The sequence below is a fragment of the Paraburkholderia sp. Cpub6 genome, from assembly GCF_014201065.1.
GTDB lineage: Bacteria > Pseudomonadota > Gammaproteobacteria > Burkholderiales > Burkholderiaceae > Paraburkholderia > Paraburkholderia tuberum.
In genome coordinates this window covers 128,953-155,533 of record NZ_JACHDM010000009.1, presented here as the reverse complement: position 1 = coordinate 155,533, position 26,581 = coordinate 128,953, and the positions used below count along the sequence as shown (strand labels likewise).

Annotated in this window: 23 protein-coding genes; 17 read left to right on the top strand and 6 right to left on the bottom strand. The window is 63.9% G+C overall.

The features are described 5' to 3' along the window. Positions 1 to 5 precede the first annotated feature (5 nt). From bcsB to HDG33_RS17910, 7 genes are all read left to right on the top strand, one after another. The gene (bcsB, locus tag HDG33_RS17940; RefSeq protein WP_184031598.1) at positions 6 to 2,414 is read left to right on the top strand and encodes a cellulose biosynthesis cyclic di-GMP-binding regulatory protein BcsB; all 2,409 of its coding nucleotides are present in this window, start codon (positions 6 to 8) and stop codon (positions 2,412 to 2,414) included. Positions 2,415 to 2,426: 12 nt separating this feature from the next. Next, entirely contained in the window at positions 2,427 to 6,473 is a 4,047-nt protein-coding gene (locus HDG33_RS17935) for a cellulose biosynthesis protein BcsC (protein WP_184031592.1), read from the top strand. 52 nt (positions 6,474 to 6,525) lie between these two features. Then, a complete protein-coding gene (locus HDG33_RS17930; protein WP_184031580.1) occupies positions 6,526 to 7,176 on the top strand; it encodes an SGNH/GDSL hydrolase family protein in 651 nt (216 codons plus the stop codon). 50 nt (positions 7,177 to 7,226) lie between these two features. Then, the gene (locus HDG33_RS17925) at positions 7,227 to 7,922 is read left to right on the top strand and encodes a cell division protein FtsQ (protein ID WP_184031577.1); all 696 of its coding nucleotides are present in this window, start codon (positions 7,227 to 7,229) and stop codon (positions 7,920 to 7,922) included. Between the two features lie 153 nt (positions 7,923 to 8,075). Beyond that, entirely contained in the window at positions 8,076 to 9,485 is a 1,410-nt protein-coding gene (locus HDG33_RS17920) for an MBOAT family protein (RefSeq protein WP_184031572.1), read from the top strand. A 4-nt stretch (positions 9,486 to 9,489) separates the two neighbouring features. Continuing rightward, complete coding sequence (locus HDG33_RS17915; RefSeq protein WP_184031565.1) at positions 9,490 to 10,665, top strand: alginate O-acetyltransferase AlgX-related protein; 1,176 nt, start codon at positions 9,490 to 9,492, stop codon at positions 10,663 to 10,665. Further along, complete coding sequence (locus HDG33_RS17910; protein WP_184031563.1) at positions 10,643 to 12,307, top strand: glycoside hydrolase family 44 protein; 1,665 nt, start codon at positions 10,643 to 10,645, stop codon at positions 12,305 to 12,307. Before HDG33_RS17915 ends, HDG33_RS17910 begins: the two co-directional genes overlap by 23 nt. Before the next feature lie 238 nt (positions 12,308 to 12,545). On the opposite strand, the gene HDG33_RS17905 is transcribed toward HDG33_RS17910, so the two are convergent. The 3 genes from HDG33_RS17905 to HDG33_RS17895 form a co-directional block, all read right to left on the bottom strand. Further along, positions 12,546 to 13,334, bottom strand: coding sequence for a CDP-diacylglycerol diphosphatase (locus tag HDG33_RS17905; protein ID WP_184031561.1), 789 nt, complete (start codon positions 13,332 to 13,334; stop codon positions 12,546 to 12,548). Positions 13,335 to 13,437: 103 nt separating this feature from the next. Next, entirely contained in the window at positions 13,438 to 14,892 is a 1,455-nt protein-coding gene (gene iaaH, locus HDG33_RS17900; RefSeq protein ID WP_184031559.1) for an indoleacetamide hydrolase, read from the bottom strand. 203 nt (positions 14,893 to 15,095) lie between these two features. Then, positions 15,096 to 15,311 carry a transcriptional regulator gene (locus tag HDG33_RS17895; RefSeq protein WP_184031557.1) on the bottom strand — a complete coding sequence of 72 codons (216 nt, stop codon included), beginning with the start codon at positions 15,309 to 15,311 and terminating at the stop codon, positions 15,096 to 15,098. Between the two features lie 435 nt (positions 15,312 to 15,746). Here HDG33_RS17895 and HDG33_RS17890 point away from each other — a divergent pair, with 435 nt between their 5' ends. Together HDG33_RS17890 and HDG33_RS17885 are read left to right on the top strand one after the other, a co-directional pair. Beyond that, a complete protein-coding gene (locus tag HDG33_RS17890) occupies positions 15,747 to 16,460 on the top strand; it encodes a J domain-containing protein (RefSeq protein WP_184031555.1) in 714 nt (237 codons plus the stop codon). A 282-nt stretch (positions 16,461 to 16,742) separates the two neighbouring features. Continuing rightward, positions 16,743 to 17,363 (top strand): arsenate reductase ArsC, encoded by a 621-nt coding sequence (locus HDG33_RS17885; RefSeq protein WP_184031553.1) that lies wholly within the window; start codon positions 16,743 to 16,745, stop codon positions 17,361 to 17,363. On the opposite strand, the gene HDG33_RS17880 is transcribed toward HDG33_RS17885, so the two are convergent. Next, positions 17,360 to 17,686 carry an H-NS family nucleoid-associated regulatory protein gene (locus HDG33_RS17880; protein ID WP_184011295.1) on the bottom strand — a complete coding sequence of 109 codons (327 nt, stop codon included), beginning with the start codon at positions 17,684 to 17,686 and terminating at the stop codon, positions 17,360 to 17,362. The two genes, HDG33_RS17885 and HDG33_RS17880, sit on opposite strands and share 4 nt — an antisense overlap. Before the next feature lie 787 nt (positions 17,687 to 18,473). On the opposite strand from HDG33_RS17880, the gene HDG33_RS17875 reads away from it, so the two are divergent. Then, positions 18,474 to 18,782 (top strand): hypothetical protein, encoded by a 309-nt coding sequence (locus HDG33_RS17875; RefSeq protein ID WP_184031551.1) that lies wholly within the window; start codon positions 18,474 to 18,476, stop codon positions 18,780 to 18,782. Positions 18,783 to 18,867: 85 nt separating this feature from the next. Here HDG33_RS17875 and HDG33_RS17870 read toward each other — a convergent pair whose 3' ends face one another. Continuing rightward, positions 18,868 to 19,143: a hypothetical protein gene (locus HDG33_RS17870; RefSeq protein ID WP_184031549.1), complete on the bottom strand. Its 276-nt coding sequence runs from the start codon at positions 19,141 to 19,143 to the stop codon at positions 18,868 to 18,870. 945 nt (positions 19,144 to 20,088) lie between these two features. Between HDG33_RS17870 and HDG33_RS17865 the strand changes: the two genes are divergently transcribed. The 5 genes from HDG33_RS17865 (at position 20,089) to HDG33_RS17845 (ending at position 24,130) form a co-directional block, all read left to right on the top strand. Beyond that, entirely contained in the window at positions 20,089 to 20,706 is a 618-nt protein-coding gene (locus HDG33_RS17865) for a copper-binding protein (protein WP_184031543.1), read from the top strand. A gap of 146 nt (positions 20,707 to 20,852) precedes the next feature. Further along, positions 20,853 to 21,086, top strand: coding sequence for a hypothetical protein (locus tag HDG33_RS17860; protein ID WP_184031536.1), 234 nt, complete (start codon positions 20,853 to 20,855; stop codon positions 21,084 to 21,086). A 162-nt stretch (positions 21,087 to 21,248) separates the two neighbouring features. Continuing rightward, complete coding sequence (locus HDG33_RS17855; protein ID WP_184031531.1) at positions 21,249 to 22,001, top strand: SDR family NAD(P)-dependent oxidoreductase; 753 nt, start codon at positions 21,249 to 21,251, stop codon at positions 21,999 to 22,001. A gap of 110 nt (positions 22,002 to 22,111) precedes the next feature. After that, positions 22,112 to 23,290 (top strand): L-rhamnonate dehydratase, encoded by a 1,179-nt coding sequence (rhmD, locus tag HDG33_RS17850; RefSeq protein ID WP_184031529.1) that lies wholly within the window; start codon positions 22,112 to 22,114, stop codon positions 23,288 to 23,290. Between the two features lie 57 nt (positions 23,291 to 23,347). Next, on the top strand, positions 23,348 to 24,130 hold the full coding sequence (locus tag HDG33_RS17845) for an SDR family NAD(P)-dependent oxidoreductase (protein WP_184031520.1): 783 nt from the start codon (positions 23,348 to 23,350) through the stop codon (positions 24,128 to 24,130). 19 nt (positions 24,131 to 24,149) lie between these two features. Here the strand turns inward: HDG33_RS17845 and HDG33_RS17840 are convergent, their stop codons facing one another. After that, the gene (locus HDG33_RS17840) at positions 24,150 to 25,145 is read right to left on the bottom strand and encodes a LysR family transcriptional regulator (RefSeq protein WP_184031518.1); all 996 of its coding nucleotides are present in this window, start codon (positions 25,143 to 25,145) and stop codon (positions 24,150 to 24,152) included. A gap of 121 nt (positions 25,146 to 25,266) precedes the next feature. Here HDG33_RS17840 and rhaM point away from each other — a divergent pair, with 121 nt between their 5' ends. Together rhaM and HDG33_RS17830 are read left to right on the top strand one after the other, a co-directional pair. Then, on the top strand, positions 25,267 to 25,584 hold the full coding sequence (gene rhaM, locus HDG33_RS17835; protein ID WP_184031498.1) for an L-rhamnose mutarotase: 318 nt from the start codon (positions 25,267 to 25,269) through the stop codon (positions 25,582 to 25,584). A 74-nt stretch (positions 25,585 to 25,658) separates the two neighbouring features. Then, positions 25,659 to 26,552 carry an amidohydrolase gene (locus HDG33_RS17830; protein ID WP_184031489.1) on the top strand — a complete coding sequence of 298 codons (894 nt, stop codon included), beginning with the start codon at positions 25,659 to 25,661 and terminating at the stop codon, positions 26,550 to 26,552. The last annotated feature ends 29 nt before the right edge of the window (positions 26,553 to 26,581 follow it).

Sequence of the window (26,581 nt, the reverse complement as noted above, 5' to 3'; positions counted from 1 at the left end):
GTTGCATGACTGCGCAACCAGTATGGCCGGCACTGTTGCTCGGTTGTGTGTTTGTCACATCGACGGTAACCCAGGCCGCGCAACCAGCGGCGGCTGCCGCCGCTGCGCGGCAGGACGCGCCGGCTTCGGCCGGCGGCGCGGCCAACCCGTCCGCGCGGCCGGCAACGGGAGATAGCAACGCGGCGCCGCTGCAGTCCGCGCCGGACGCCGGAGCCGCTACCGCGGCTTCTTCGACGGTGACCTATTCGCTGCAGCAACTCGGCGCGCAATACGCGCTCAACCTGCGCGGCGTCGACGGCAGCAATACGCTGCCGGTCGGCGTGCGCGACGATCGGGTCGTCACAGGTGCGCGACTGAACCTGCGCTATGCCTATTCGCCGGCGCTGCTGCCCGATCTGTCGCACATCAATGTGCTGGTCAACGATCAGGTGGCGGCGTCGATCGACGTGCCCAAAAACACCTCCGGCACCAACCTGCAGCGCACTATCACGCTGCCGCCGTATCTGTTCACCGCGAACAGCAAGCTGCGTCTGCAACTGATCGGCCACTACACCAACCAGTGCGAAGACCCGCTGCATTCGAGCCTGTGGGCCAACATCAGCAACGACAGTACGCTGAGCATCGACACCCAGCCGCTGGCGCAGGCCAGCGATCTGGCTCGCCTGCCGCGACCCTTCTTCGACGAGCACGATATTCGCCGGTTGAACCTGCCGTTCGTGTTCACCGGCAATCCTGATACGGCGGCGCTGGAAGCGGCCGGCGCCGTGTCGTCGTGGTTCGGCGCATTGGCGACCTATCGCGGCGCGCAATTCCCGGTATCGATCTCTACCGTGCCTGCCAGGGGCAACGCGGTCGTCATCGTCGACAGCGCGGCGCAAGCGAGCCTGGCGGGCTCGCCGCTGCAAGGTCCGACTCTCGCCGTCGTGACCAACCCCAACGATCCCAACGGCAAGCTGTTGCTGGTGATGGGCCGTGACGGCAAGGAACTCAAGCAGGCCGCCGACGCGCTGGTCACGGGCAGCCAGACGCTGTCGGGTTCGAGCGCGCTGATCACGCGGTTCGCCGACCTCGCGCCGCGCAAGCCGTACGATGCGCCGCGCTGGCTGCGCACCGACCGTCCGACGTTGTTGGGCGAACTCGTCGACGCCAAACAATTGCAGGTGTCGGGCTACAGCCCCGATCTGATCCGCATCAATATGCGCGTGCCGCCCGACCTGTTCGGCTGGCACGCGCCCAACGTGCCGATCGACCTGCATTACCGCTATACGCCGCAGCCTTATATGGTCAATTCGTCGCTGCTGTTCAGCGTCAGTGACCAGTTCATGAAGTCGATTCCGCTGCTCTCGCTCGAACGGCTCGAGGGCGGCAGCAAGCTGCGGGGTGAAGTTTTGCCCGACAGCAGCCTGCCGCGCCAGGCGAAACTGGAAGTGCCGCTGGAGGCGCTGTTGCAGCCGAATACCCAGTTGCAGTTCCGCTACATGTACGACTACATCAAGCAGGGCGAGTGCCGGGACATCATCATCGACAACGTGCGCGGCGCGGTCGATCCCGAATCGACGATCGATCTGTCGCAGTATCCGCACTACATCGCCATGCCGAACCTGGCCTCGTTCGCCCAGGCGGGCTTCCCGTTCACGCGCATGGCCGACCTGTCCGGAACGGACGTCGTATTGGGCCCCAACGCGGGCACACCGGAATACAGCACGTATCTGGCGGTGATGGGCCGCATGGGCGATTCGACCGGCTATCCGGCACGCGGCGTCACCGTGCTGCGCGGTCAGCGCATCGACGCGATGCCGTCCGACAAGGATCTGCTCGTGATCGCCTCGGGTGCGGATCAAGCCTGGCTCAAGGACTGGGCGCGGACCATGCCCGCGGCGTATGACCACAGCGCGCAGTTCGCCGTATCGGATCTGCCGGGTCGCGTGCTCGGCTGGTTCCATGCCAACCCGCGCCTCGACGCCGAACCCCGCCGCCTGTCGGTGGCCTGGTCGGGGCCGGGCGTGAGCGCCGTGCTCGCAGGCTTCGAATCGCCGAAGCAACCGGGCCGCAGCGTGGTCATGCTGGCCAGCAATCAGCCCGACGGCCTGAAGGATGCGGTCTCCGCGTTGCTGGATGCGCCGAATTCGGGCAAGCAGCCCATCCAGGGAAGCCTCGTGTCCATCCGCGGCACGCAAGTCGATTCGCTCGTGAGCGAGCATACCTACTACGTCGGGCATCTCGGCATCTGGCGCGGCCTCGACTGGTGGCTGGCTTCATTCGGCCTGTCGCTCGCGTGGGTGCTGAAGGCGCTGGGCATCATCGCGCTCGTGCTGATCGCGGTTGGTCTGTTTTCGTTCTTGCGGCGCCGCCAGGCCCGGCGCGACGCTGAAGCCCGTGAGCGGCTGCTGGCATCGCGGCAGCAACAATCATAATCAAGGAAAGTCATGGTAGTCAGACGCAGCCGCAACCGGGCCTGGATTCTCGGACTGATGGTCGCATCGATCGGCCACCCGGGCTGGGCGCAGGATGCTACGTCCAACATGCTGCTGGAACAGGGCCGCTACTGGCAAACGCATGACAAGCCCGATCTGGCCGCGCAGTCCTGGTCGAAACTGCTGCTGAGCGACCCGAAGCAGCCCGAGGCGCTGTATGGGATGGGCACGATCGCCGTCGGCAAGCAGCAGTTCGCGGCGGCGAACGGGTATCTGGCCAGACTTCGTGCGGCCGCGCCGGGCAGCCGCTTCGTGCCGCTGCTCGAGCAGAGCTTGCGCCTCGCGGTCGAACCGGGTAAGTCCACGTTCGCCAAGGCGCGCCAGATGGCGCAAGACGCCGTCAACCAGAAGGATCAGGCCGCGTTGTTGGCGGCCATCGCCGAATATAACAAGGCCTTGGGCGGTAAAGCGCCGCAGGGCAGTGTGGCGCGAGAGTATTACAGCTATCTCGGCTATACGGATGGCGGTGTGGATCAGGCCATCCAGGGCCTCGAGCGCCTGAATGCCGAGACGCCGAATGATCCGAACACCATGTTGCCACTGGCCCAGCATATGGTGCGCGACGAACAGGATCGCGCGGCGGGTGTCGCCCTTCTGGAAAAGCTTGCCGCTCGTCCGGACATCGGCGGCGAAGCGACGGAAGTCTGGCGCTCCGTGCTGACTTGGGTCACGCCCACGCCGAAAAACAGATCGTGGTTTGAAGACTATCTGAAGCTGCATCCGGACGACGACGAAATACGCCATCAGATGCTGGCGCCGCATCCGCTCGCACCGGCCGGTCCGGTCGTGGATGCACGACTGACACGCGGTTTTGCCGCGTTCAAGTCAGGCGACATCACCACGGCAGAGCAGTCCTTTTCCGCTGTGCTGCGTGACAAACCCGACAGCACGGATGCGCTGGGGGGACTGGGCCTCGTGCGCATGCAGCAAGGCGACCTGGCGCAGGCGCAGACGCTGCTGTCGCGGGCGGTGTCGCGTCCGGGCGCGGGCGCGAACTGGGCCAAGGCCCTCAATTCCGCGCGCTACTGGCTGCTGGTGAACCAGGCCGAGGGCGCGCAAAACGTGGGCGACTTCGCCGCCGCGCGACGCGCACTCGATCAGGCGCTGCGGCTGGATCCAGCCGAGCCGGGCGGGCGCAATGCGTCGGCCCGGTTGGATGCGGCGCAGGGCGATCTGACGCGCGCTGAAAAGGGCTATCGCGGCGTGCTGGCGACAAGCCCCGATAACCGCGAGGCGGCGAGCGGCCTCATCGATATCCTGGCGCAGACGGGACGCGCCGATGAGGCCCAGAAGTTGATCGACGGCATGTCACCCGAACAGAAGGCCGGCATCGGCGGGCTCGATCGGCTGCGCGCCGCCGTCGCCGCCGCTCGGGCCGATGCCGCCGCGCAGCGTGGCGATCTGAGCGCGGCCCGGCACATTCTGGAAGACGCCCAGCGCAGTGCGCCCGACAACCCGTGGATTCGCCTGGAGCTGGCGCGCTACGATCTCAAACAGGGTCATGCCGACGAAGCGAAGCAACTCGTCGACGGCCTGCTCGTCACGAACCCGGACAATCCCGAAGCGCTCTATGCGAGCGCGCTGCTGGCCATGCAGATGGGCGACTGGACGCGCGCGCAGGACACGATGACGCGCATCTCCACCGCCTCGCGCACGCCGAACATGATTGCGACGGCGCAGCAGATCGATTTTCAGGTGGTCGTGGCGCAAGCCTCGCAAACGGCGCTCGAAGGCAATCTGGAGGATGCGCGCAGTATGCTGGCGCGGCTCGAACCCGCGGCGGGTCAAGACCCGGCCAAGGTGGGCGCGTTGGCGCAGGCGTATGTCGACGCGGGCAACACGCCGCGCGCCATGAGCCTGATGCACGGACTGATGCTTAACGGTCTGAAGGGCAGCGGCCCGGATGTGCAACTGGCTTATCTGGGCCTGTTGCTCAAGACCGGCCAGTATGTCCAGGCCGGGCTCGCGATGCGCGAGTTGCACGGCCAGACGCTGACCGCGGACCAGCGCCGGCAACTGGACGAACTGAACTACCTCTACACCGTGCGACTGGCTGACCAGCAACGTCAGCAAGGTGACCTCGCGCAGGCCTACGACACGCTGGCGCCGATCCTCGCGAAGCGGCCCAACGACAGCCTCGCCACGGCCGCGCTCGCGCGCATGTACGCCGCCGATGACAAGTATGACCAGGCACTGTCGCTTTACCAGAAGGCGCTCGTCAACGACCCCAACAATCCGGGTTTGCAACTGGGCGTCGCGATGGCGGCAGTGCAGGCCGGCAAGAACAGCGTTGCCGATGCGGCATTGAAGGAGGCCGTTGCGAAGGCGCCCAACGATCCCGACGTGCTGGCCGGCGCCGCGCGCATTTACGTCATGCAGGGCAAGACCCGCGAAGCGCAGTCGCTGCTGGAATCCGCCATTGCCGCCAAGGAAAAGCGGCTCGGCGTGCAGGCGCAAGACGTCCACGTGGCGGGCAATCCCTTCGTCCACCACGACGACGCTCACCGTCGTCAGGTCCACCACAGTCGCCTGCCCGCTGCCGAAACGTTCGCCCCGCAACCCGCGGCGCCGGATTGCGTGCTGGCGAACCAGAAGCCTGGTTTCGGGCCCGCTGCTGCTCCGGCTGCTACCGCGGCGAGCGCGACTGCCTCGACCGTGACATCCACGGCTGTGCGCGAGCGCTCGTCCTCTGGTCCATCCGCTCTGCCAACCGTGGCGGGCACGCCGGTCGGCGGCCTGGCGCCGCAAGACACGGTCGCGGTGAGCGAGCCTCAGGACGGTTCGCCGTCGCTCGAGGAAATGCGTAATGAACTCAGCGACCTCCGGGCGCAGCGTTCACCGGAAGTCAGGGGTGGGCTGTTCGTCTCGTCGAACAACGCAGCACCCGGTACGGGTCAGTTGACGAGCGTGCAGCAAGCTCTGGAAGGGGTGCTGCCGGTCGACAACGGCAAGCTTTCCATTCGCGTGACGCCGGTCGAACTCGAGGGCGGCACGTTGGGTACCGACGTCTTCAGCGCCAGTCAGTTCGGCGGCGGCCCGGCTGCCACCCGGGCGCAGCAGGCCGGCAAGGTCGCCGCACCGGGCAAACAGACCGCCTACGGCGTCGGTCTGGGTCTCGGCTACGAGACCGGGAACTGGGTGGCCGACATCGGCACCACGCCTTTGGGTTTCAAGTACACCAATGTCGTTGGCGGCGTGATGTTCAGGAACTCCATCGATGCCGGGCAGGGCAGTTGGTTCAACGTGGGCGTATCGCGCCGCGCCGTGACGGACAGCATCACGTCTTTTGCCGGCTCGACCGATTCGCGATCCGGCTTGAGCTGGGGTGGCGTGACTGCCACCGGCGTGCATGGTGCGATCGGCCTCGACAATCAGGACTACGGCGTCTACGGCTACGGTTCCGCGAAATACCTGGACGGTCATAACGTCCAGTCCAACGTCGGCGCCGAGGTCGGCGCCGGGACGTACTGGTACCTGCTGCGCACGGAAAACAGCATGCTGAGCGCGGGCGTGAACCTGAGCGGCATGATCTACGACCACAACGAAAACAACTTCACCTACGGCAACGGCGGCTACTTCAGCCCGCAGCGGTTCTATGCGTTCAACCTGCCGCTCACGTGGGCGCAGCGTTCGGAGCGCTGGACGTACAAGCTGCAAGGGGCCGTCGGTGTGCAGTACTACCACCAGGCCGGCTCGGCGTATTTCCCGACCGACAGCGGGTTGCAGGCCGCAGCAGTCTCAGCGGCTTCGACCATTGGCCTCGCCGACGGCGCGATCCATCCCGACCAGTCCTCGACCGGCTTCGGCTACAACCTGCTGGCCACGGCCGAATACCGCTTCACCAATCATCTGACTGGCGGAGCCTCGGTGGGCGCCAACAACGCGTCCAGCTACCGGCAGTGGGCGGCGGGCCTGTATCTGCGCTATACCCTTGCGCCACAGACGAAGGCGCTGGATATGCCGGTCCTCCCTTACCAGTCGCATTACAGCGATCAGTAGCCCGCCATACTGATCGATCGGACATTGATTATTTTTCAGGAGTCGAAGAGTCATGCTTGCTTCCGTACTTGCTGGTCTCAGCATTCTCATAGTCGGCGATAGCCATCTGAGCGAACCCGGTTATCTCATCGATACGTTGCAGGATCAGTTGATCGCCGCTGGCGCGCAGGTGCATACCTACGGCGTCTGCGGCAGTATTCCCGGCGATTGGGTGAAGTCCGTGCCCGGCACATGCGGTGGCGCCGAGCGTAACGGCAAGGCGCCCCTGGTCATCGACCACAACGCGAAGACCCAACCCGTCGATCAATTGATCGCCGCGAACAAGGCCAGGCTCGTCATCATCGTCCAGGGCGACACGATCGGCGGATACGCCAAGGACGATTTCCCGAAGGCCTGGGCCTGGCAGCAGGTCACGGCGCTGACGCAAGACCTGGCCGCCAACAAGACGGCTTGCGTCTGGGTAGGGCCGGTTTGGGGCACCGAGGGCGGCAAGTATCAGAAGAGCTTCGCCCGTGTGAAGCAACTGTCGTCTTTCCTCGCCGCCAATGTCGCGCCGTGTCAGTACATCGACTCGCTCACGTTTTCCAGGCCGGGCGAATGGGCGACGGTCGATGGTCAGCATTTGACGACGACCGGCTACAAGTACTGGGGCACGGACATCATGAAGGCACTGGTCAAGCTGCCTGTCGTTCCGCAGAAATGACGCGCCGGTCTTCGAGCTGCGCCTGCCCAGGTTTCCCGTTTGAGAAAAGAATGAAAAATTTCCTCTCCTCCCTGTTGTTGTCCAGCTTCGCTCTGTCCGGTCTCGGTTTGACCGTGCAGCCGGCCATGGCCGCAGAAATTCCGCTATACCCGACCGGTCCCGCGGAGGACTCGTCGTTCGTGCGTTTTGTCGATGGCGGTTCGGGTCCGGTCGACGTGAGCGCGGCGGGGTCGAAAGCGCGTCTGACGCTCGACGCCGCGAACCCGGCCACTCACTTCCTTCCGATCGCCGCCGGCAAACCGGTGGCCGGCACACTGAGAGCCGGTAGTGCGCACCAGGACGTATCGGCGACGGTGCAGCCTGGCGAGTTCGTCAGCATCGTTGCGCTCGATGGCGCGGATAAAGCGGGTGGCCTGCATACGGTGACGGTCCGCGAAAAACCCGACGACTTCAATGCGCTCAAAGCTTCGGTGGCTTTCTACAACCTCGACGCTGGCTGCGCGACACCCGCGCTGAAAGTGCCGGGTCGCGACATCGTGCTGCTCGACGGCGTGGCTGTGGGACAAGCCAGGCGGCGCCAGGTCAACCCGGTCGCCCTCTCGGTGCAGTTGGTCTGCGGCGGCCAGCCTGTGGGGCGGCCGCTCAGCCTCGGTACGCTCGCGGCGGGGCAGCGTTATACGGTGTTGCTCGTGCCGGGCGGGGCGCATTCGCGCATCTTCATGGCGAACGACGCGGTGAGCCACTGATCTCATTTGCGCCTGCTCCTTGAAAGCGACGCCGCTCATCGCCGATTTCCGGCTGTTCCCCGTTTTTCATCTGGTTACGACGGGCAGAGCGGGGTTCGGTGTGTTTCGCGATGGCGCGTCGGTCCAGATATCTTTTTCGATTGAGAACGATGCATGGTTTTCGCGTCCCTCGAATTCCTGACGCTGTTTCTGCCGGCCTTTCTGGCGATCTACGTCGCGTTGCCCGCGCGTTGGCGCAATGGCGTGCTGCTGTTTTGCAGCTGGCTTTTCTACGGCTGGTGGAGCCCGGTCTTTCTGCTGCTGTTCATCGCGCTGACCTTCTGGGGCTGGTTCGGCGGCATGGTCATAGACAGGGCGCCGAACCAGCGTGCACGCGGTGGCTGGCTGGCCGTGTTCATCGTCGTCAACGTCCTGATATTGGGCTGGTACAAGTACGCCAACATCGTGGTCGATAGTCTCGACAGTGTGCTGGGGGCAGGCCATGCAGGGTCCATCCCCTGGCGACACGTCGTGCTGCCCATCGGGCTTTCGTTCATCGTGCTGCAATCCATCTCCTATCTGATCGACGTGCAGCGCGGCACGGTGGCGGCCGATCGCAGCATGATCCGTTACGGCGCCTATCAGGGGATGTTCGTGCATCTGATCGCGGGGCCGATCATTCGCTATGCGTGGGTGAGGCGCGAGCTGGTGTCGCGCGAGGTCGACTGGGACGGTTTTGCAGCCGGCGCAAGGCGGCTCATGGTGGGCATGAGCATGAAGGTGCTGGTGGCCGACACACTCTCGCCGATGGTCGACGCGATCTTCTCGTTGCACGCGCCCACGCTGGCCGACGCCTGGCTGGGCTGCGGTTTCTACACGCTGCAGTTGTTCTTCGATTTCGCGGGCTACAGCGCCATGGCCATCGGCTTGGGGCAGATGCTGGGCTTTCGCTTTCCCGAGAACTTCAACCATCCGTACCTTGCCAGCAGCATTCAGGATTTCTGGCGCCGTTGGCACCTGTCGTTGTCGAGCTGGATACGCGATTACCTGTACATCCCGCTAGGCGGCAACCGCCACGGTGAGTGGCAAGCCTGCCGGAATCTGTTGCTGACCATGGCGATCGCCGGCCTGTGGCACGGCGGCGATAGCTGGAACTTCCTGCTGTGGGGCCTCGCTCATGGCATCGCCCTGATGGTCGCGCGCCTCTGGCGCCGGTTCGATTTGCCGACCATGCCGTCCTGGTTATCGCACGTGCTGACGCTGGTTTTCGTCATGCTCGCGTGGACACTGTTTCGCGCGGCGGGTTTCCATGCTGCGCTCGCCATGTATCGCGGCCAGTTCGGTTTGAATGGCATCGGCCTGAGCGACGCGACGCTCGTGCTGCTGCGGCCCGTGCACGCTCTGGCTGCCGGGTTGGGCATCGTGTGCGTGCTGCTGCCGTTCTGGCAACAGCGTTGGGATCGCCTTCCCGACACGGCGCTGCGGCAGCTATGGCAGGCGGGGTGGCCGCTAGGGGGGTTTCTGTTGTCGTTCGGTCTGATCGTCGCGCGCGGCGCGGTGCCTTTCCTCTACTTCCAGTTCTGACGCCATGGAAGATCCCAAGCCGCTACCTCAATTACCCGCCTCGCGCGCCAGCAAGATCGCTGCCGTCATCCTGATGGTCTTCCTGTTCGCGGGCCTGCTTTCCAATCTCAGGTTCGCGTCGACGACCGAATCGGTGTTGCCTCATGCCGTGACCCGGGCCGGCATTCTGGACGGTGCGGTATCGAAGGAACTCGCCAATCGCATGGCCGATACGCCGATCGCCGCCGACGCGGCGCGCGCGCAGCGCGCGCTGGGCTGGCTGACGCTGCACGATCTGGGGCCGCGCGTGCGGCAGGGCTGCCCGGGCTGGTTGTTCCTGCGCGACGAACTCAGCGTGTATGCCGATAGCGACAGTCATCTCGCCACGCGCGCGGACACGGTGGCCGCCGTGCAGCGCGAGCTGGCGAGGCACGGTATCGCGTTGCTGGTCGTCGTGGTGCCCGACAAGTCGCGTATCGAGCCGCAACATCTGTGCAGTCTGTATCGTCCGGTTTCGTTGGGTGCGCGTCTTGCTGAGTGGACCTCGCGTCTGACCGCTGACGGCGTGCAGGTGCTGGATCTAAGTGCGGCGCTGCGTGGCGCGCCGGGCGGCGCTTTTTTTCGGACTGACACGCACTGGACCGAGGACGGCGCGGGTGCCGCGGCTCAGGCCGTGGCGCAGCGCATCCGTGCGATGGGGGTTCCGCTGGGTTCGAGTAAGCCCGACTATCGCGTCACAGACAAGCCTCCCGGCCGGCGGCCCGGCGATCTTGTGCGTCTGGCCGGACTGGATGATTTGCCGCCGTCCTGGCAGCCGAGGCCCGAGATTGCGGCCAGCCGTGACTACATTCCTCAGGCTCAGGCGGCCGCGTCAGCCGACGATCTGTTCGGCGATGCCGATCTGCCTGGCATCGTCGTGATCGGCACTTCTTATTCGACGACGTCCGATTTCGTGCCTCAGCTCGCTTTGGCACTCGGAACAGGTGTGGGTAATTTCGCACGCGAGGGCGGCAAGTTCGGCGGCTCGGCGCGCGCCTATTTCGCGAGTCCGGCTTATGCTCAGACACCGCCCAGGCTCGTCGTTTGGGAATTGGACGAACGGGATCTGCAGTCGCCGCTCGAAGCGGAAGATACGGTCGTCGTGCCGAAATCCAGCGCCATAGACTCACGGACTCCGCATGTCGAAGCCAGGACACTTTAACTGCCATAGCTTGATGGCGATGATGCTAGGGGCGGGCGCGCTGCTCTACGCCGATCTGCCCATGGCTGCGCCGCCGCCGGTGATCATTACGGTGGATGCCGCGGCCAACCGGCATCCAATCAGCCCGCTCATCTATGGCTTGAACTTCGGGACGGCGGAAATCCTGCGGGATCTGCGCGTGCCGATCAACCGCTCGGGTGGCAACACCGCTTCGGCTTACAACTGGCGGATAGACGCTCACAACACGGGCCAGGACTGGTTTTTCGAAAGCCTGCCGACCGATCCAAAAGACATCTACCAATATAACGACCGTTTCGCGGCGCTTACCCGTGACGGACACGCTTTACCGATGCTGACCATCCCGATGATCGGCAGGGTAGCGCGACTCGATAAGGACGGTAAGCCGCTCGTCAGTTTTTCGGTCAACAGGTACGGCAAGCAGCAGAGTGTCGACGCTCACGGTTTGTCTGACGCGGGCAACGGCATCGCACCCGACGGCACCCCTATCAGGAACGACCCGGACGATGCTTCGTTGCTGGACGATCCGCAGAGCCAGCAGGAGCGCGTCAGGCAACTCATGCGTGGATCCGGTAGTGCCGGCTCGGACGGTGTGCATTACTACCTGATGGACAATGAGCCGAGTCTGTGGCAACTCAACCATCGCGACATGCATCCCATCGGCGCCCATGCCAGCGAGGTAGCGAACAAGGTGATCGCCTATTCGCACGCCGTGAAGGCGGCAGACCCGGGCGCGCGGGTCGTGGCGCCGGAAGAGTGGGGTTGGACCGGGTATCGTTTTAGCGGCTTCGATCAGCAGTACTTCGCCGCGCACGGTCAGGGCAATCCGCCGGACAGGGAAAACGAAACGCGAGGCATGGATTACGTCCCATGGCTGCTCACGCAATGGAAGCAGGCCGGCCGCCCTGTCGACGTTTTCAGCCTGCACTTTTACCCGCAGGGCGGAGAATTCAAGGAAAACCAGAATACGGCCACGGCTGAAACGCCTGCCATTGAACTCGCCCGTAACCGCTCCACGCGCGACCTGTGGGATACGAGCTACAAGGATCCGACCTGGATCAATAGCGTGGTGGCCCTGATTCCGTTGATGCGGCGGTGGGTCGACAGCTATTACTACGCTGGTACGCCGATCGCGCTGACGGAATACAGTTGGGGCGGCGATACGACCATGAACGGCGCCACGGCCCAGGCCGACGTGCTGGGCATCTTTGGCCGGGAAGGGTTGGACATTGCCACGCGCTGGGGCACATTGAATCGGGACATGCCGGTCTACAAGGCGATCAAGCTCTATCGCAACTACGATGGCCAGGGCTCGGGCTTTGGCACCACCAGCATCGCCGACACGCAGCCCGACCCGGATCGGGTCTCGTCTTTTGCCGCCGTGCGTGATCACGACCGCGTCATGACCATCGTGGTGATCAACAAGCAGCTTGATCAACCGGCTGACGCCACAATTGCGATCAACAACTTTGATGTGACTCAAGGCAAAGCCCAGACCTGGCAACTCATGGACAATGCCATATCCCGTCTGCACGACACCGACTATGCGAGCGGCCAATTGCACCTTGCTCTGCCGCCGAAAACCGTAACCTTGCTGGTTTTGCACGGCGCGGGCCGGCAATGACTCCGTTACTCGCATGCTGGTGCGGGCCAATTCCGGCCCGGTGGATGCCGGCCTTGAGCCGCTCGATCTGATCGTGTATCGCGCGAGCCATGCGGGTACGCCGCGCCAATCGCCGTCGCGACTCGCAGGTTCAGACCGATCGTACGGGGCAACGCTGTGCACCCGAACCATTTGATTGAGCAATGCATCTGCGCAATCGTGGAAAAGCGGGCGCGAATTCTGCGTGTTCGGCAAACGCTCAATGATCGTCCGCGACGCGGCACGCGTGATCGAGCAGCCCTTCGGCCGTGCCGCTGCCGCCATCGATGTCGATGCCGCTGTTGACGATCAGCCAGCCATCCCGAGCCGCGGACGGTCCCGCGCCGGTAACCAGGATGGTTTGCGTGGCCATCGTCGCCGGATCAGGATTGTCGCGGGCGACGATCCGGAACGGGTCGTCGGCGCCGCTCAGCGAGTTCACCCGCATGATCCTGTAGCGCTCGCCATCGAGCGTCTCCCAACGCCACTCGCCGGGCGTGTCGTGAGCGTGATCGGCGAGCGCGGCGCTGACTTCACGCCGCATGCAATCGATGTGGATATGCAGCTGGTTTTGCGAGCGACGAGATTCGGAGTTGATTTCGAGGCCGAGCTGATCGTCGGGCAACTCGCGTTTGACCGCTTGCTGCACGTAATGACGCGAATCCCACGCGTCACGCCAGTAGTCCTTCGCATCGGGCGCGAGGATCAGCGGACTTTCGATGCCGGTGATGCGATCGGTCGGCATCAGCAGAAACTGCGAGCGGCCGAGAATGTCCTTCAGGACGACGTAGCGTTGGTCGAGATCGACGACCGTGCATTGACCCGGTGTGCCCGTGGCCTGCTGCGACGGCACGCAGCGGATGTCGACGATTTTCCACAGCGTGTCGGAATCGACCGTCGCGAGGCGCGCGCAGGCGCTGGCGGCGAAAGCGACCGCGAGCACGGCGCTCAAGTGAAGGACGCGGCGTACGAGGCCGCGAAATGAGAGGGCGGTGGCGGGGTTCGTCATCGTCGCTTAGGGGGAGGTTCGGGCGGGCAAAGCGTCGGAATGCGGGCTGCAACGCGCAGGCATTAAAGCACAAACCTGATGGCGCGCACGTGAAACACGGGCTTCAAAGCACCGGCGCGGGCAACGTTCCCAGTACCTGTTCGAACGCGACACCGATGGCCAGCAGGCGCCTGTCCGAGCCGAGCGGTCCATCGAGTTCGAGGCCGACCGGCAGCCCGCTCGCGCTGATACCCGCCGGCAGCGACAGCCCCGGAATGCCGGATGTGCTGGCCGGGTCGGTATTACGCAGGAACGCTTCCATCGTATCGATTGGTGGACCGCCGTCGATCGTGACCGTCGACGAGCCGTTCAGATCGTCGATCGGTACCGCGACGAGCCGCGTCGTCGGAAACAGCAACGCGTCGAGACCGGCATTCGCGAACGTCGCGGCGACGTAGTTCCGCAGCCGCGGTCGCCAGTAGTTGAGCGCCGCGGAGTAGTGCGAGCCGAGCACGTCGGCGAGCACGTCGTCGTAGATCGCGCGCACATCCGGGCTCGCGATGCGCACGGCCAGTGCGGCGACGGTTTGCACCGGCGCCCGATTCGCGACCAACCACGCGAGCACGTCGTCGCGCGCTTCGTGAATGGCGAGCGGACCGCCGACCATCCCGTTCAGATACTCCAACTCATGCATCGCGACCGGCACGAACGTGACGCCCGCCGCTTCGAGCTTTTGCAGTGCGGCCCGCGCGACGTCCTCGACCTGTCGCTCGAGAGCATCCCACAGCGGCGTGGGCAAGCCGATGCGCAAGCCATCGAGCGCAATCGCAGGCAACGCGCCGTCGCCAGTGATCACGCCGTCGAGCAGCGCCAGGTCGGCGACGCTGCGTGCCATCGGCCCGACGGTATCGCGCGTATGGCTGATCGGCACCACCGCGTTGGGGTCGTGATAGCGCCGCTCGGCACCGCCATTGCCGACCGATGGACGCAAGCCTGCGGTGCCGGTCAGCGCGGCCGGGATGCGGGTCGAGCCGCCGGTGTCGGTGCCGAGTCCGGCGGGCGCGATGCGCGCGGCGATCGCCACCGCGGTGCCGCCCGACGAGCCGCCCGGTATCAGCGACGGATCGTACGGATTGCGCACCGGCCCCGCGTGCGCGGACAGGTTGGTACTCGTGATGCCGAACGCGAGTTCGTGCATGTTGGCCTTGCCGAGCACGATCGCGCCCGCGTCGACGAGGCGTTGCACCGATGGGGCGTTGGTGTTCGGCACGAAGCCCGCGAGCGCGGGCGTGCCGGCCGTCGTCGGTAGACCTGCGGTGTTGATGTTGTCCTTGACGACGATCGGCAAACCGGCGAGCGGCAGACGTGCCCGCTCAGCCGGCGGCAATGCGTCGATGCGCTTCGCCGCGGCGAGCGCGCCGTGGAAGTCGAGCGTGGTGAGCGCATTCAGGTGCGAGAGCGCGGCGGCGCGCGCGAGAAGGGTGGCGACGTAGTCGGCGGCTTTGAGGCGGCCCGATTGCAGCGCCTCGACCGCTTGTGTCGCGCTGAGCGCGAGCTGTGCGTCGACGGTCCATGTCATGACCGGCGTCTCCGTATCGATGGGTGCGTCGCGGGCGGCGCGAGTTTCGACTGCATCCGTCGAAGTAGCGGACAGGTCATGCAGGCAGACAGCGAACGCAAGGGTTCACCTATTCTGGCACATCCGCCTCAAACCCGATGCCGGGCGATGCGCAACGCTTGTCGTGCTCGCTGTCGTCGACATCGATGCGCTCCGGGATCGCCTTATTGGTGATTATCGATCCACATGCGCCCCCAGTCCGACGCGTAGGCGAGCGCATGCTCTTCGTCGAAGAAGTAGTCGAGCGCGTCGAACGAATAAGCCTTGCGCGTATTCTCGTCGCGCTGCTCGATCGTCAGATTGGCGGCGAATAATCCGTTGGGGAGCGATTGCGTTGCCGCTTCGACCTCGTAGCCCTTGTAGCGGATGTGTGAGTTCATGATCTTGACTTGTCTGTGTGCCCGCGAATGTCGTGCGGAATACCAATGCGTGTGGCGCGGCCCTGTCGTTGCCATAGGTGAGTGAAGCGGCGGGCAGGTCAAGCGTAGGGCGCGCTGCGCAGCGGTTGAACCAATCTTTCGTCGAAAGCAGATCAGCGCGGGGCCGGAGTGGTAATCAGAAGCCCGGATTGGATCGAAGTCGCTGTGTCCGGTGACTCTATTCGCGTGGAGGCACGGTGTCTGTTATGTGGCGCACGGTCGCTCGGCGCAAAGCGTGGCGCCGCGCGCGATTGCGGCGGCGTCACGGGACGATCTGCCGCCGTGCCATCGCGGCAATGCCGGCATGAGCGTGCCTGCGTGGAGGCCGGGTCACGATGACGCCGCTTTTAGCATGCTACGATGCCCGCAGTGATTTTTCGCGAGATCGAGTCCAGCATGGCAACCCTGTATGAGACGCTCGGCGTGCCCGCGCACGCCACCGACGACGAAATCAAGCGGGCCTACCGGAAAGCCGCGATGAAGTGGCATCCGGACCGCAACCACGGTGCCGAGGACGTGGCGCGCGCGGCGTTCCAGGAAATCAAGGACGCGTACGCGATCCTGTCCGATGCCGAGCAGCGCAACGTCTACGACGCGGTCTACACCGAGCAGATGCGCGAGTGGGAGGCGCAGCACACGCATCGGCAACGCGCGCAGGCGAAGCGCGAGGCAGCGGCGCGCGCGGCCGACGAAGCCGCGTATGCCGAGATGGTGTCGATCGCGATCCGCTTCGCCGACCAGGGCCACAATCGCGACGTGCTGTTCGGCGTGCTGCTCGGGCGGCAATGCGAACCGCAGCGCGCCGCGCAGATCGCCGACAGCGTCGCGGCGTTGCAGGCCGCGCGCCGCGACGAGGCGGACGCCGCGCAACACGCCCAGCGCGCGGGAAAGACCGCGAAGAGCGCGCAAGCGGCGCAAGCCGAGGCGTCCGAGCCCGAACTGGCGGACCGCGCGCAAGACACCGGCGCGGCCTCGCAAACCGCCCCTCACGACACGCAGCCTTCCAGACGCGAGAACCATGCGAAGCGCGACGAAACCGTCAGCGACATGCATCCGGCCGGCGCGCTCGGCAACCTGTGGTTTCAGTTCCTCAACAGCCTGAAGTTCTGACCCGCCGCCGACGGCGACCGGGCAAGCCCATCGTGCCGGACCGGCGGGCCGGCGGCAGCGTCGGTTGATCTGGCAAATATTGACAGGTTGCTGAAACAGTGGGCCGGACACTGGTACACTGCCCATCGTTCGCAAAGTTGTGCTCTGTGCCCGTGAGTCGAGATACCTGGTGCGAATCCCGAGGCGCAAATAATAAAGACGCCGTAGTGTCACGGGGGCGCAAGACTGGAGCGGCACAATTCCGCCCAGAGGCCAATAAAAAAACATCGGTACGGGGTAAGCGTGTCCAGAAAATATAAGGTGTTGTTTCTCTGCCGCGATAATTCGATCCGCAGCATCATTGCCGAAGCTTTACTGCGCGAACTGGCGGGGCACCGGTTCGACGCGTTCAGCGCGGGCCCTGAACCGGCCGCGCGCCTTCATCCACTCGCGGTCGCGCAATTGCGGCCCGGCATTTCCGGGCGCGCGGTGCTGAGCCCGAAAAGCTGGCTCGAATTCACCGGCGAATGGGCGCCGCGCATGGATATCGTGATCGCGCTCGACGAATTCGTCGGCGGACTGCACGCGCCGGTATTTCCCGGTGCACCGGCTTTCGTCTATTGGACCATTACCGATCCGCTCGCGGGCGGCCACGGGTCCGCTGACGAGCAGGCCCGTCTTTTCGACAAGACCTTCTGGCAGATCGTCCGGCAGGTCAGCGCGCTTATCGAGCTGCCGCAATATGCGCAGCCTGCCTCGAATCACGCGAATCTCGTCGATGCGGCGAATGCCGTCAATGCGGGGAATACGGTGAATGCCGTAAATGTGGCAAGCGGTGGCGCAAAACCGGTGCGTGGCACGGCGGTTCGTTTCGAAGCCGCAGCCATTGTGCCCGCGCCTTCGAGCGCGGCGGCCTGCACCTAGCGGTTATTCGGGCGCCCGAGCCGCGTGCCGGCGAACGGGTCATTCGACCAGTCCACCTGTTTTTTCGGTTGGGGCGCGGGCGCCGGTTTTGCGGCCAATTCGAAATGCTCAATGCTCTGGCCGGCACTAATAGCCTGCTTCAACCATTGCGGCATTTCGCCATTGCCGTCCCAGCTGTCTCCGGTCGCATTGCGATAGCGCTCAGCTTTTTTGGCCAATGACTCGGTCGCCAGCGCTGCGGCAAGGTCTTCTGGTCTGATACCAAACTCTTCCATACGATGGCGGAGATACGCAATCATGCTATCTCGCTTCCTTTCGTCCATAGGATATGCGTCCTTCTAAAACGTGCAGCGTGCTGTCGAAGACAGATTGCGGGGAAAAAGCTGCGAAGCATCGAGCCCGACTGAATGGGGCCGGCCCGCGGTGGGGTTGTCGATTGACGGAAATGCCATGTGCCGGGTTAAAAAACGTTGCTCCCTGAATTGCAATACGGCCTCGGACAAAGACGGCCGCTGGAACAACTGACCCTCGAACCGAGAGTCTCGATCAGCAAATATTTCAGCATGTCGCAACGCGACGAACGAGGCCGGTAAGCCTGACGTTCGCTATGAAAAACTCTGTGTCTCGATGCAATGATTGCGAATGGATGGAGTCATTCCACGCTGTCCGTCTTTCACCGGACTTTCGTCGATGTGCGGGTTCGCTTTTTGTGCGTTGTAGCAACATGATAGCGCAATGCGCGAGCAAAGCACGCTTAGTTCACGTTGAATTTGTCGATGAATGCGGTTTATCGAACGGTGTGGACGATTGGCGACACTGCTGGCAGCTCCTGGATTGAATTCCGGGGTGCGCGAACTATAAAAGAAGGACGACAAGCTGCGAATGCAGACTTACAGCCGCCTTGTACGCGCCGATTCCGCCGACGCTCGGGAACGCGTCGAGTATCGGGTGCAAGCGCGGTAATTCTTCATCTGTTTAGTTCGGTGACCCGTCGCAGCAGTAGCGCATTGGCATCGACCCGTTCCTCGGCCCGATTGGGCAGATTGGCTGTTCGCGGATCAATTCTTGTGGAGGACGAACACTGCTGCGCCGGATTCGAGGAGTCCGGAAATGAGAGTACGTATATTAATGATTGCCGCGACCGCCGTTCTGTTTCTCGCGCCGAGAACGGCCATCGCGGAGGAGTTGAGCGGCCAGGCGGACCACGCCGTGTCGGGTCGCGCGATGATGGAGCACGATGCGAATGAATCGGCGCAGGCGACGACCGACATGTCGTTCGGTCAGAACTGGGACCCGCGTGAGCAGGGCATACGCAACGCGTCGTATGGTGGTGTTCCGGCGGGCGAGTCGCAAGCGGGAGGCCGGCGCAGCCAGTCATGCTCGTTCAGCACGGAGTGCAAGACTTATTTCGGTCAATGACCAGAGTTCGCGAGCGGCAGCGGGGCGCCAGGAACGACCCCGGATCGCGAGGCAACGAACAGGTGCCGAGCGCTGCCGCCGCCTTTCACGCGAATGCCAATTCCCGCTGGGCATCAGCGCAGCGCTCGCCGAGGCGAGCGACGATATCGTCGACGCCGCGCGCCGCGTCGTTTTCCGCCGCTTCGTAGTAACCGCGGAACTCCTCGAGCAGAGCGCGCCATGACCCATGCCAGCGCGTTTCTCTTAGACAGGCGCCGGACGAATCGGCAATACGCAACACGCCGTTGTCCGGATAGAACGTCAGCGTGACGAGGAGGCCGTCGATGACGCAGGCGGCGGTGCAGGGGCGAGTCGTGACCATGTGTGGTGTCCTTTCGATAAACCAATGTGTGTGCGTTAGACGGTGACGCGAGCTTCAGCAAACGCTGTGCCTGCGATGCCCACATGACCGTGGCCATCGGCTCAAGCGTCCTTTTTCGTTGCCTTGACGGCAAAATTCGCTCGATCAATAACCGGTGTTCGCAGTATTCCAATGATTGACGACAATTTTTTGTATTCGTCGCGCAGCGATGCGTAATCGCTTCAGTATCATCCATTAAGGGTTTGTGCGGAGTCGTTCGGCGATTGCCAATCTGCCGCGCGCCCACCGCTTTTCAATGCGTATCGAATGCGCCGATTCGACTGTTGTCAGGCAACCAGACAGAGTCAGAGCGAGGACGGCGTCGCCGGGCCTCTGAGCTCAGCGAATTGCAGCGATCATATTTTTATGGCAAATGAATCGCCCACCGTCATAAAAGATTTGACGCGGCAAACCCGATTAATCGGGAATGGCGATGCGCAGCCACTTGTCTTGCCATTCCTTTGCGCGTTTGCTAGCATCCCCGAAACCGTTTGAAAAAGTCATAACGTTCGGCAATTTCCGGACCCGCTCACGTTGGGTCGCCCGGTAGTCCATCTCGTTGCGAGGAATATGTTATGGCTAGCTCTCTACCCCTCCGCTGACGCTCGCGGGAACGCATGTGCAAAGCCGCGCGGCTCCTTGCGCAAGCTCATCCGCCACGACTCCGCACACCGATTGCATCGCATGGAGAAGCACGCGCTTTTCGCGATTGGCTCTCCGGGACAAATCGACGCATTAGAAAGGAACCGCTATTGGTTTCAAAAAGCGTAACCCCGTTCGATAAAAGCGATTAATAGTCCGTTTTTCTTTTTATTCGAAGCGACTGCACTTGCCGGTGCTAAACGTAGTACGCGATCTGCGACAAAACATTTGCCGTAACATCGACGCAATCAAAAGGAGCATTTCATGGCTTGCAATTCAACGGACTCCGGGCTCATGCGGGTGAAGGCGATCGCGGTTGCGTTGGTGGTTTGCGTCGCCGCGGCGGGTCCGGCGCTGGCACAGGACAACGCGGCCGCGTCCGCGCCGGAACAGCGGGCAATTGGCGCCGCGGCGCTGCTGCACGTTCAGGCGCGCGTCGTCGCGATCGATCCCGCGACGAACAGCGTGACGCTGCGCGGCCCGCAAGGCGGCGAGGAAACTTTCGACGTGAATCCGCAAGCCGCCGACGTCAGCAAGCTGCATGTCGGCGACGTCGTGACGATTGCGTACAAGAAGGCGGTGCTGGTCGGCGTCGACAAACTCGCGCCGAACGGAATCCGCCAGCGCATCGATACCGAAGTCACGCACCCTGCGGCGAACGGTGTCGTTGCATCGGCGCGGCGCATCGAGGTCGTCGCGACGGTGCGCAAGATCGATCGCAAGAAGCGCACGATCACGCTGCGCGGGCCGTCGCGCACGGAAACGCTCGACGTGGCGCCGGACATTACGCTCGAGAAACTGAAGGTCGGCGATTCGGTGCGCGCGGTATTCGTCTCGGCCATCGCGGCGTCGGTGTCGCGCAATGGCGCGGACGTCAAATAACGGCGATCGAGAAGGCTTAAATAAACTACGCTGAAGCGTATCGAGGTGCGCGACGTCGAACCGCAACCGACGGTTCGATGTCGCGCGCCGGCCATTGCGGCTCAGGTTTCACGATGGTCATCGCGTCGCGCGCGAAGGAGCGGGGAATGGAACAGAGCGAAACGGAAACCACTGCCGAATCGGAGCGCAAACGGCTGGTCCGCAGCAAGATACACGTGGGCCTCGCGGCGCTCGGCACGTTGTCGTCGGTGTTCGGGATCGGCATAGCGATCATCGGCGGGATCAACTTCGACAAGACCAAGGTGCTGGTCGGCGTCGGCATCATCGTCGTGTCGACCATTCTGTATGTCTCGATGCTTTTCGTCGCTGCCGATGATTAGCCGCTTCGTTTCCCTTTAGCGCTCGCTTCCGGTGCCGATCCACTTTTGCTATCGCCCCCCCGAATAGTCGAATTGTTGGCGCATCGCGCCGCCCGTATATTGACTGCAGCGATATACAACAACTCGATGGCACGCCGCACGGCGGCCTACTGGAGCACAGCAATGAATCGGATCGATCTGGAGGGGCGCACGGTCGTCATCACCGGCGGCGCGCGTGGCATCGGCTATGCGGTCGCGCAGCGGGCGTTGCGCTCGGGCGCGTCGGTCGCGTTGTGGGACGTCGATAGCGAACGGCTCGCGCGCAGCCAGCGCGAGCTGAGCGAACTCGGCAAGGTCAGCGCCATCACGGTCGAGCTGACCGACGACGCCGCGGTTCAGCAGGCCACCGCGCAAACGGTCGCCGGGCACGGCTCGATCGACGTGCTGATCAACTGCGCGGGCATCACCGGCGGCAACGGCGCGACCTGGGAGCTTGCGCCCGACATGTGGCGCCGCGTGATCGACGTGAATCTGATCGGCCCGTACCTGACCTGCCGCGCGGTCGTGCCGCAGATGCTGAAGCAGGGCTACGGCCGCATCGTCAATATCGCGTCGGTGGCGGGCAAGGAGGGCAATCCGAATGCTTCGCACTACAGCGCATCGAAAGCGGGGTTGATCGGGCTCACCAAGTCGCTCGGTAAGGAACTCGCGACCAGAAACATCCTCGTCAATGCGGTCACGCCGGCCGCGGCCAAGACCGAAATCTTCGATTCGATGTCGCAGCAGCACATCGACTACATGCTGTCGAAGATTCCGATGAACCGTTTCCTGCTGCCGGAAGAAGCGGCGTCGCTGATCCTGTGGCTGTCTTCCGAAGACTGCGCGTTCAGCACCGGCTCGGTATTCGACCTGTCGGGCGGCCGCGCCACCTATTGAGCGCGCTGCTCGCGCATTGCTCACGCAGTGCTCACATCCCGCAGCGTATTGCACACGCGTCGAACGCGCGTTGTCGAGCCGCTTCGACGCCTCTCTCCCGGAGCCCTTTCATGGCCATGCCTACCATCCGGCACGTGCGTGCCTTCATCGTTCGCGGCGGCGGCGCGGACTATCACGACCAGGCCGGCGGACACTGGATCGACGATCACATCGCGACGCCGATGGCGCGTTATCCCGAGTACCGCCAGAGCCGTCAGTCGTTCGGCATCAATGTGCTCGGCACGCTGGTCGTCGAGATCGAAGCGAGCGACGGCACCGTGGGCTTCGCGGTGACGACCGGCGGCGAGATCGGCGCGTTCATCGTCGAAAAGCATCTCGCGCGTTTTCTCGAAGGGCAGCTGGTGACCGACATCGAGAAGATGTGGGATCAGATGTACTTTGCGACGCTGTACTACGGGCGCAAGGGCGTCGTGCTGAACACGATTTCCGGTGTCGATCTCGCGCTGTGGGATCTGCTCGCGAAGGTTCGCAAGGAGCCCGTGTATCAACTATTGGGCGGTCCGGTGCGCGACGAGCTGGTGTTCTATGCGACCGGCGCGCGGCCCGATCTCGCGAAGGAGATGGGTTTCATCGGCGGCAAGCTGCCGTTGCAGCATGGTCCCGCGGAAGGCGAAGACGGACTCAGGCAAAACCTCGACAAGCTCGCCGACATGCGCTCGCGCGTCGGCGACGACTTCTGGCTGATGTACGACTGCTGGATGAGCCTCGACGTGCGCTACGCGACGCGGCTCGCGCAAGGCGCGCACGAATACGGCCTCAAATGGGTCGAGGAATGTCTTCCTCCCGACGATTACTGGGGTTACGCCGAACTGCGCCGCAACGTGCCACGCGGCATGATGGTGTCGACCGGCGAGCACGAGGCGACGCGCTGGGGCTTCCGGATGCTGCTGGAGATGCAGTGCTGCGATCTGATCCAGCCCGACGTCGGCTGGTGCGGCGGCATCACCGAGCTGATCAAGATTTCCGCGCTCGCCGATGCGCACAACGTGATGGTGGTGCCGCATGGGTCGTCGGTGTACAGCTATCACTTCGTCGTCACGCGCCATAACTCGCCGTTCTCCGAGTTTCTGATGATGGCGCCGAAAGCCGACGAAGTCGTGCCGATGTTCAATCCGCTGCTGCTCGACGAGCCGGTGCCGGTAAACGGGCGCATGAAGGTGCCGGACACGCCGGGCTTTGGCGTGCGGCTCAATCCGGAATGCGCGCTGGTGCGGCCCTATCAGCATTGAACGTGTCGAACGTTTTGAACCTGTGCCGAACGGCGAACCGCCGCAAAGGAGATTAAGGTGCTGCTCAAGGACAAAGTCGTGATCGTCACCGGCGGCTCGCGCGGCATCGGACGCGCGATCGCGGTGGCCTGCGCGCGCGAAGGCGCGGACGTGGCGATCAACTACTGGGGCGACAACGACGCATCGTATGGCCGGCGCTCGGCGGTCGAGGAAGTCGTCGGCGAAATCGAGGCGTTGGGGCGGCGCGTGATCGCGGTGGAAGGCAACGTCGCGGCGCGCGACACCGGGCACGAGCTGGTGCGCCGCACGGTCGACGCGTTCGGCAAGCTCGACGTGCTCGCGAGCAATGCCGGCATCTGCCCGTTTCACGCTTTTCTCGACATGCCGGCGGACGTGCTCGAATCGACGGTCGCGGTCAATCTGAACGGCGCGTTCTTCGTGACGCAGGCTGCCGCGCAGCAGATGAAAAAGCAGGGCGCCGGCGGCGCGATCGTCGCGACGAGTTCGATCAGCGCGTTGGTGGGCGGCGGCATGCAAACGCATTACACGCCGACCAAGGCCGGCGTGCATTCGCTGATGCAGTCGTGCGCGATCGCGTTGGGGCCGTTCGGCATCCGCTGCAACTCTGTCATGCCGGGCACGATCGCGACCGATCTGAACGCCGAAGATCTCGCCGACGAAGCGAAGAAGGCCTACTTCGAAAAGCGCATTCCGCTTGGCCGCCTCGGGCGTCCCGACGACGTCGCCGATTGCGTCGTGTTTCTCGCGTCGGACCGCGCGCGCTATGTGACGGGCGCCGCGCTGCTCGTCGACGGCGGCCTGTTCGTGAACCTGCAATAAGCGACGCGCGATGCGGGCGTCAATTGACCGTGACGGGCGTAGTCGGCGTGCCGGGTGCGGCGGCCGGATTGTCGCGCGCGAGGTCGCGCGAGAAGCCGCGCAGCAGTTCGATGAAGCGCAGCGCCGGCTCGGCGAGTTGCTCTTCCTTGCGCGTGAGAATGCCGAAACCGGCGAGACTCTTGCCGATTTCGAGCGGCAGCGCGACCAGCAGGCCGCCGCGCACATGATCGCGCACGACCGACTCCGGCAGCATCGCGACCGCATCGTAATTCTCGAGCAATTGCAGCGTCGCGAAGATCGACGCGCATTCGGTCAGATTGACTGGCGTGGCGAGCCCGGCACGCGCGAGTTCTTCCTCGAACAGCACGCGCGCCGGACTCGTGACGGGTTGCGCAACCCACGGCCACGTGACCAGTTCGCGCAACGTGATGCGCGTGCGCCGCGCGAGCGGATGCACGGCGCGCACGACGAGCAGCAGCGTTTCGCGCGCGAGCGGCTCGAAGCTGAAGTCGTTGTGCTGCAGAGGGTTGGTCAGGCGCCCCAGCGCGAGATCGACCTCGCGCCGATGCAGCAATTGCACGACCTGATCGCTTGTTTCACCGAGGATGCGCACGCTGAGCAGCGGGCTTTCGGTCTTCAGCGCGGCGACCGACATCGCCAGCAGATCGGGCGCGGCGCCCATGATCGCGCCGACGGTCAACTGGCCGTGACCGCCGCGGCGTTTGACATCGAGGTCTTCGGCGAAGCGTGTGAGCTCGGCCAGCGCACGGCGCGCGTAAGCGAGCGTGACCACGCCGAGCGGCGTCGGCGTCATGCCGCGCGCGTTGCGCTCGAACAGCAGGAAGCCGAACGCTTCCTCTATGTCGCCGAGCATGCGGCTCGCGCTCGGTTGCGCGACGTTGACGGCCTCGGCGGCCTGATGCAGGTTGCGGGTGTCGTCGAGTGCGACGAGCAGGGCGAGATGCTTGAACTTGAGACGATTGACGAGTGCGACGGCGGCTGAATGTTGGCTCATGGTGCCAGTAGGAGTGCCCGTGCGATTCGGTTTGTGGATCGACCAATCCCAACAACGGATTGAGAGGCTATCGATGCAGGAATTATAGTCGTCCGAAGAGGTCGACAGGAGACAGGCCGCAATGGAGACAATCGCTTTCCGGATGGTGCTGAACCCCGGCATGCGCGAAGAATACGAACGGCGTCATACGCAGATCTGGCCCGAACTCGTTGACGCGCTGCACAACGCCGGCGTGTGCGACTACCGGATTTTCTTCGACCCCGACACGCATCATCTTTTCGCGGTGCTCTCGCGCACCAGCGATCACACGATGGACCAGTTGCCGCAACTCGACGTGATGCGCAAATGGTGGGATTACATGGCCGACATCATGCAGACCGCGCCCGATCACACGCCGCTGTCGCAGACGCTCGAACCGGTCTTTCGTCTCAGTCATTGAGTCGAGCTGAACCCAGCTGAATCCCGCAACGACGCACGAACCTCGAAACGCTTTTCACCGGACGAAGGTGCCGCATGCAGGTTGTCGATTCGCATATCCATCTGTGGGATCTGAAGACGCATCGCTATCCGTGGCTGGAGAACCCGGGCGTGTCGTTCGTCGGCGATGCGCGCGATCTGAAGCACGACTATCTGCTCGACGATCTGCTCGGTGAAGCGGGCGACATCGACGTGCTGAAGCTCGTGCACGTCGAAGCGAATCACGATCCGGCCGATCCCGTCGAGGAAACGCGCTGGTTGCAGTCGATCGCGGATCGCGACGCCTCGCGCGGCATGCCGAATGCGATCGTCGCCGCCGTGGACCTGTCCGCGCAAAATGCGCCCGCGTTGCTCGAAGCGCATGCGTCGTTCGCGAATACGCGCGGCATCCGGCAGATTCTCAACGTGCACGACAACAAACTGTTCGATTACGTCGGCCGTCATTACATTCGCGAGCCGCGGTGGCGCGAGCATTTCGCGTTGCTGCGCCGTTACGACCTGTCGTTCGATCTGCAACTGTATCCGTCGCAAATGGAGGAGGCGGCCGCCTTGGCGCGTGCGCATGCGGACACGCTTCTGGTCGTCAATCATGCGGGCATGTTCGTCGATCGTAATAGCGTGGCCGGTTACCGCGCGTGGCGCGAAGGCATGCGCCTGCTCGCGGCGTGTCCGAACGTCGCGGTGAAGATCAGCGGGCTCGCGATGTTCGATCATCACTGGACCGTCGAAAGCCTGCGGCCTTATGTGCTCGAAACGATCGATACGTTCGGCGCCGAACGCGCGATGTTCGCGTCGAATTTTCCGGTCGACCGGCTGTTTGGTTCGTATACGGATTTGTGGCGCGCGTATGCGGCGATCATTGGCGATGCGAGCGAGGCTGAGAAGGACGCGCTGTTTCGGCGCAACGCGGAACGGTACTACCGGATTTGACGCGCGGCGCGTCGAAGAGAAGCAGCCGC

Excerpts from the sequence above, each read along its gene's own strand:
- bcsB (WP_184031598.1), top strand. The coding sequence starts at position 6 with ATGACTGCGCAACCAGTATGGCCGGCACTGTTGCTCGGTTGTGTGTTT.
- HDG33_RS17935 (WP_184031592.1), top strand. The coding sequence starts at position 2,427 with ATGGTAGTCAGACGCAGCCGCAACCGGGCCTGGATTCTCGGACTGATG.
- HDG33_RS17930 (WP_184031580.1), top strand. The coding sequence starts at position 6,526 with ATGCTTGCTTCCGTACTTGCTGGTCTCAGCATTCTCATAGTCGGCGAT.
- HDG33_RS17925 (WP_184031577.1), top strand. The coding sequence starts at position 7,227 with ATGAAAAATTTCCTCTCCTCCCTGTTGTTGTCCAGCTTCGCTCTGTCC.
- HDG33_RS17920 (WP_184031572.1), top strand. The coding sequence starts at position 8,076 with ATGGTTTTCGCGTCCCTCGAATTCCTGACGCTGTTTCTGCCGGCCTTT.
- HDG33_RS17915 (WP_184031565.1), top strand. The coding sequence starts at position 9,490 with ATGGAAGATCCCAAGCCGCTACCTCAATTACCCGCCTCGCGCGCCAGC.
- HDG33_RS17910 (WP_184031563.1), top strand. The coding sequence starts at position 10,643 with ATGTCGAAGCCAGGACACTTTAACTGCCATAGCTTGATGGCGATGATG.
- HDG33_RS17905 (WP_184031561.1), bottom strand. The coding sequence starts at position 13,334 with ATGACGAACCCCGCCACCGCCCTCTCATTTCGCGGCCTCGTACGCCGC.
- iaaH (WP_184031559.1), bottom strand. The coding sequence starts at position 14,892 with ATGACATGGACCGTCGACGCACAGCTCGCGCTCAGCGCGACACAAGCG.
- HDG33_RS17895 (WP_184031557.1), bottom strand. The coding sequence starts at position 15,311 with ATGAACTCACACATCCGCTACAAGGGCTACGAGGTCGAAGCGGCAACG.
- HDG33_RS17890 (WP_184031555.1), top strand. The coding sequence starts at position 15,747 with ATGGCAACCCTGTATGAGACGCTCGGCGTGCCCGCGCACGCCACCGAC.
- HDG33_RS17880 (WP_184011295.1), bottom strand. The coding sequence starts at position 17,686 with ATGGACGAAAGGAAGCGAGATAGCATGATTGCGTATCTCCGCCATCGT.
- HDG33_RS17875 (WP_184031551.1), top strand. The coding sequence starts at position 18,474 with ATGAGAGTACGTATATTAATGATTGCCGCGACCGCCGTTCTGTTTCTC.
- HDG33_RS17870 (WP_184031549.1), bottom strand. The coding sequence starts at position 19,143 with ATGGTCACGACTCGCCCCTGCACCGCCGCCTGCGTCATCGACGGCCTC.
- HDG33_RS17865 (WP_184031543.1), top strand. The coding sequence starts at position 20,089 with ATGGCTTGCAATTCAACGGACTCCGGGCTCATGCGGGTGAAGGCGATC.
- HDG33_RS17860 (WP_184031536.1), top strand. The coding sequence starts at position 20,853 with ATGGAACAGAGCGAAACGGAAACCACTGCCGAATCGGAGCGCAAACGG.
- HDG33_RS17855 (WP_184031531.1), top strand. The coding sequence starts at position 21,249 with ATGAATCGGATCGATCTGGAGGGGCGCACGGTCGTCATCACCGGCGGC.
- rhmD (WP_184031529.1), top strand. The coding sequence starts at position 22,112 with ATGGCCATGCCTACCATCCGGCACGTGCGTGCCTTCATCGTTCGCGGC.
- HDG33_RS17840 (WP_184031518.1), bottom strand. The coding sequence starts at position 25,145 with ATGAGCCAACATTCAGCCGCCGTCGCACTCGTCAATCGTCTCAAGTTC.
- rhaM (WP_184031498.1), top strand. The coding sequence starts at position 25,267 with ATGGAGACAATCGCTTTCCGGATGGTGCTGAACCCCGGCATGCGCGAA.
- HDG33_RS17830 (WP_184031489.1), top strand. The coding sequence starts at position 25,659 with ATGCAGGTTGTCGATTCGCATATCCATCTGTGGGATCTGAAGACGCAT.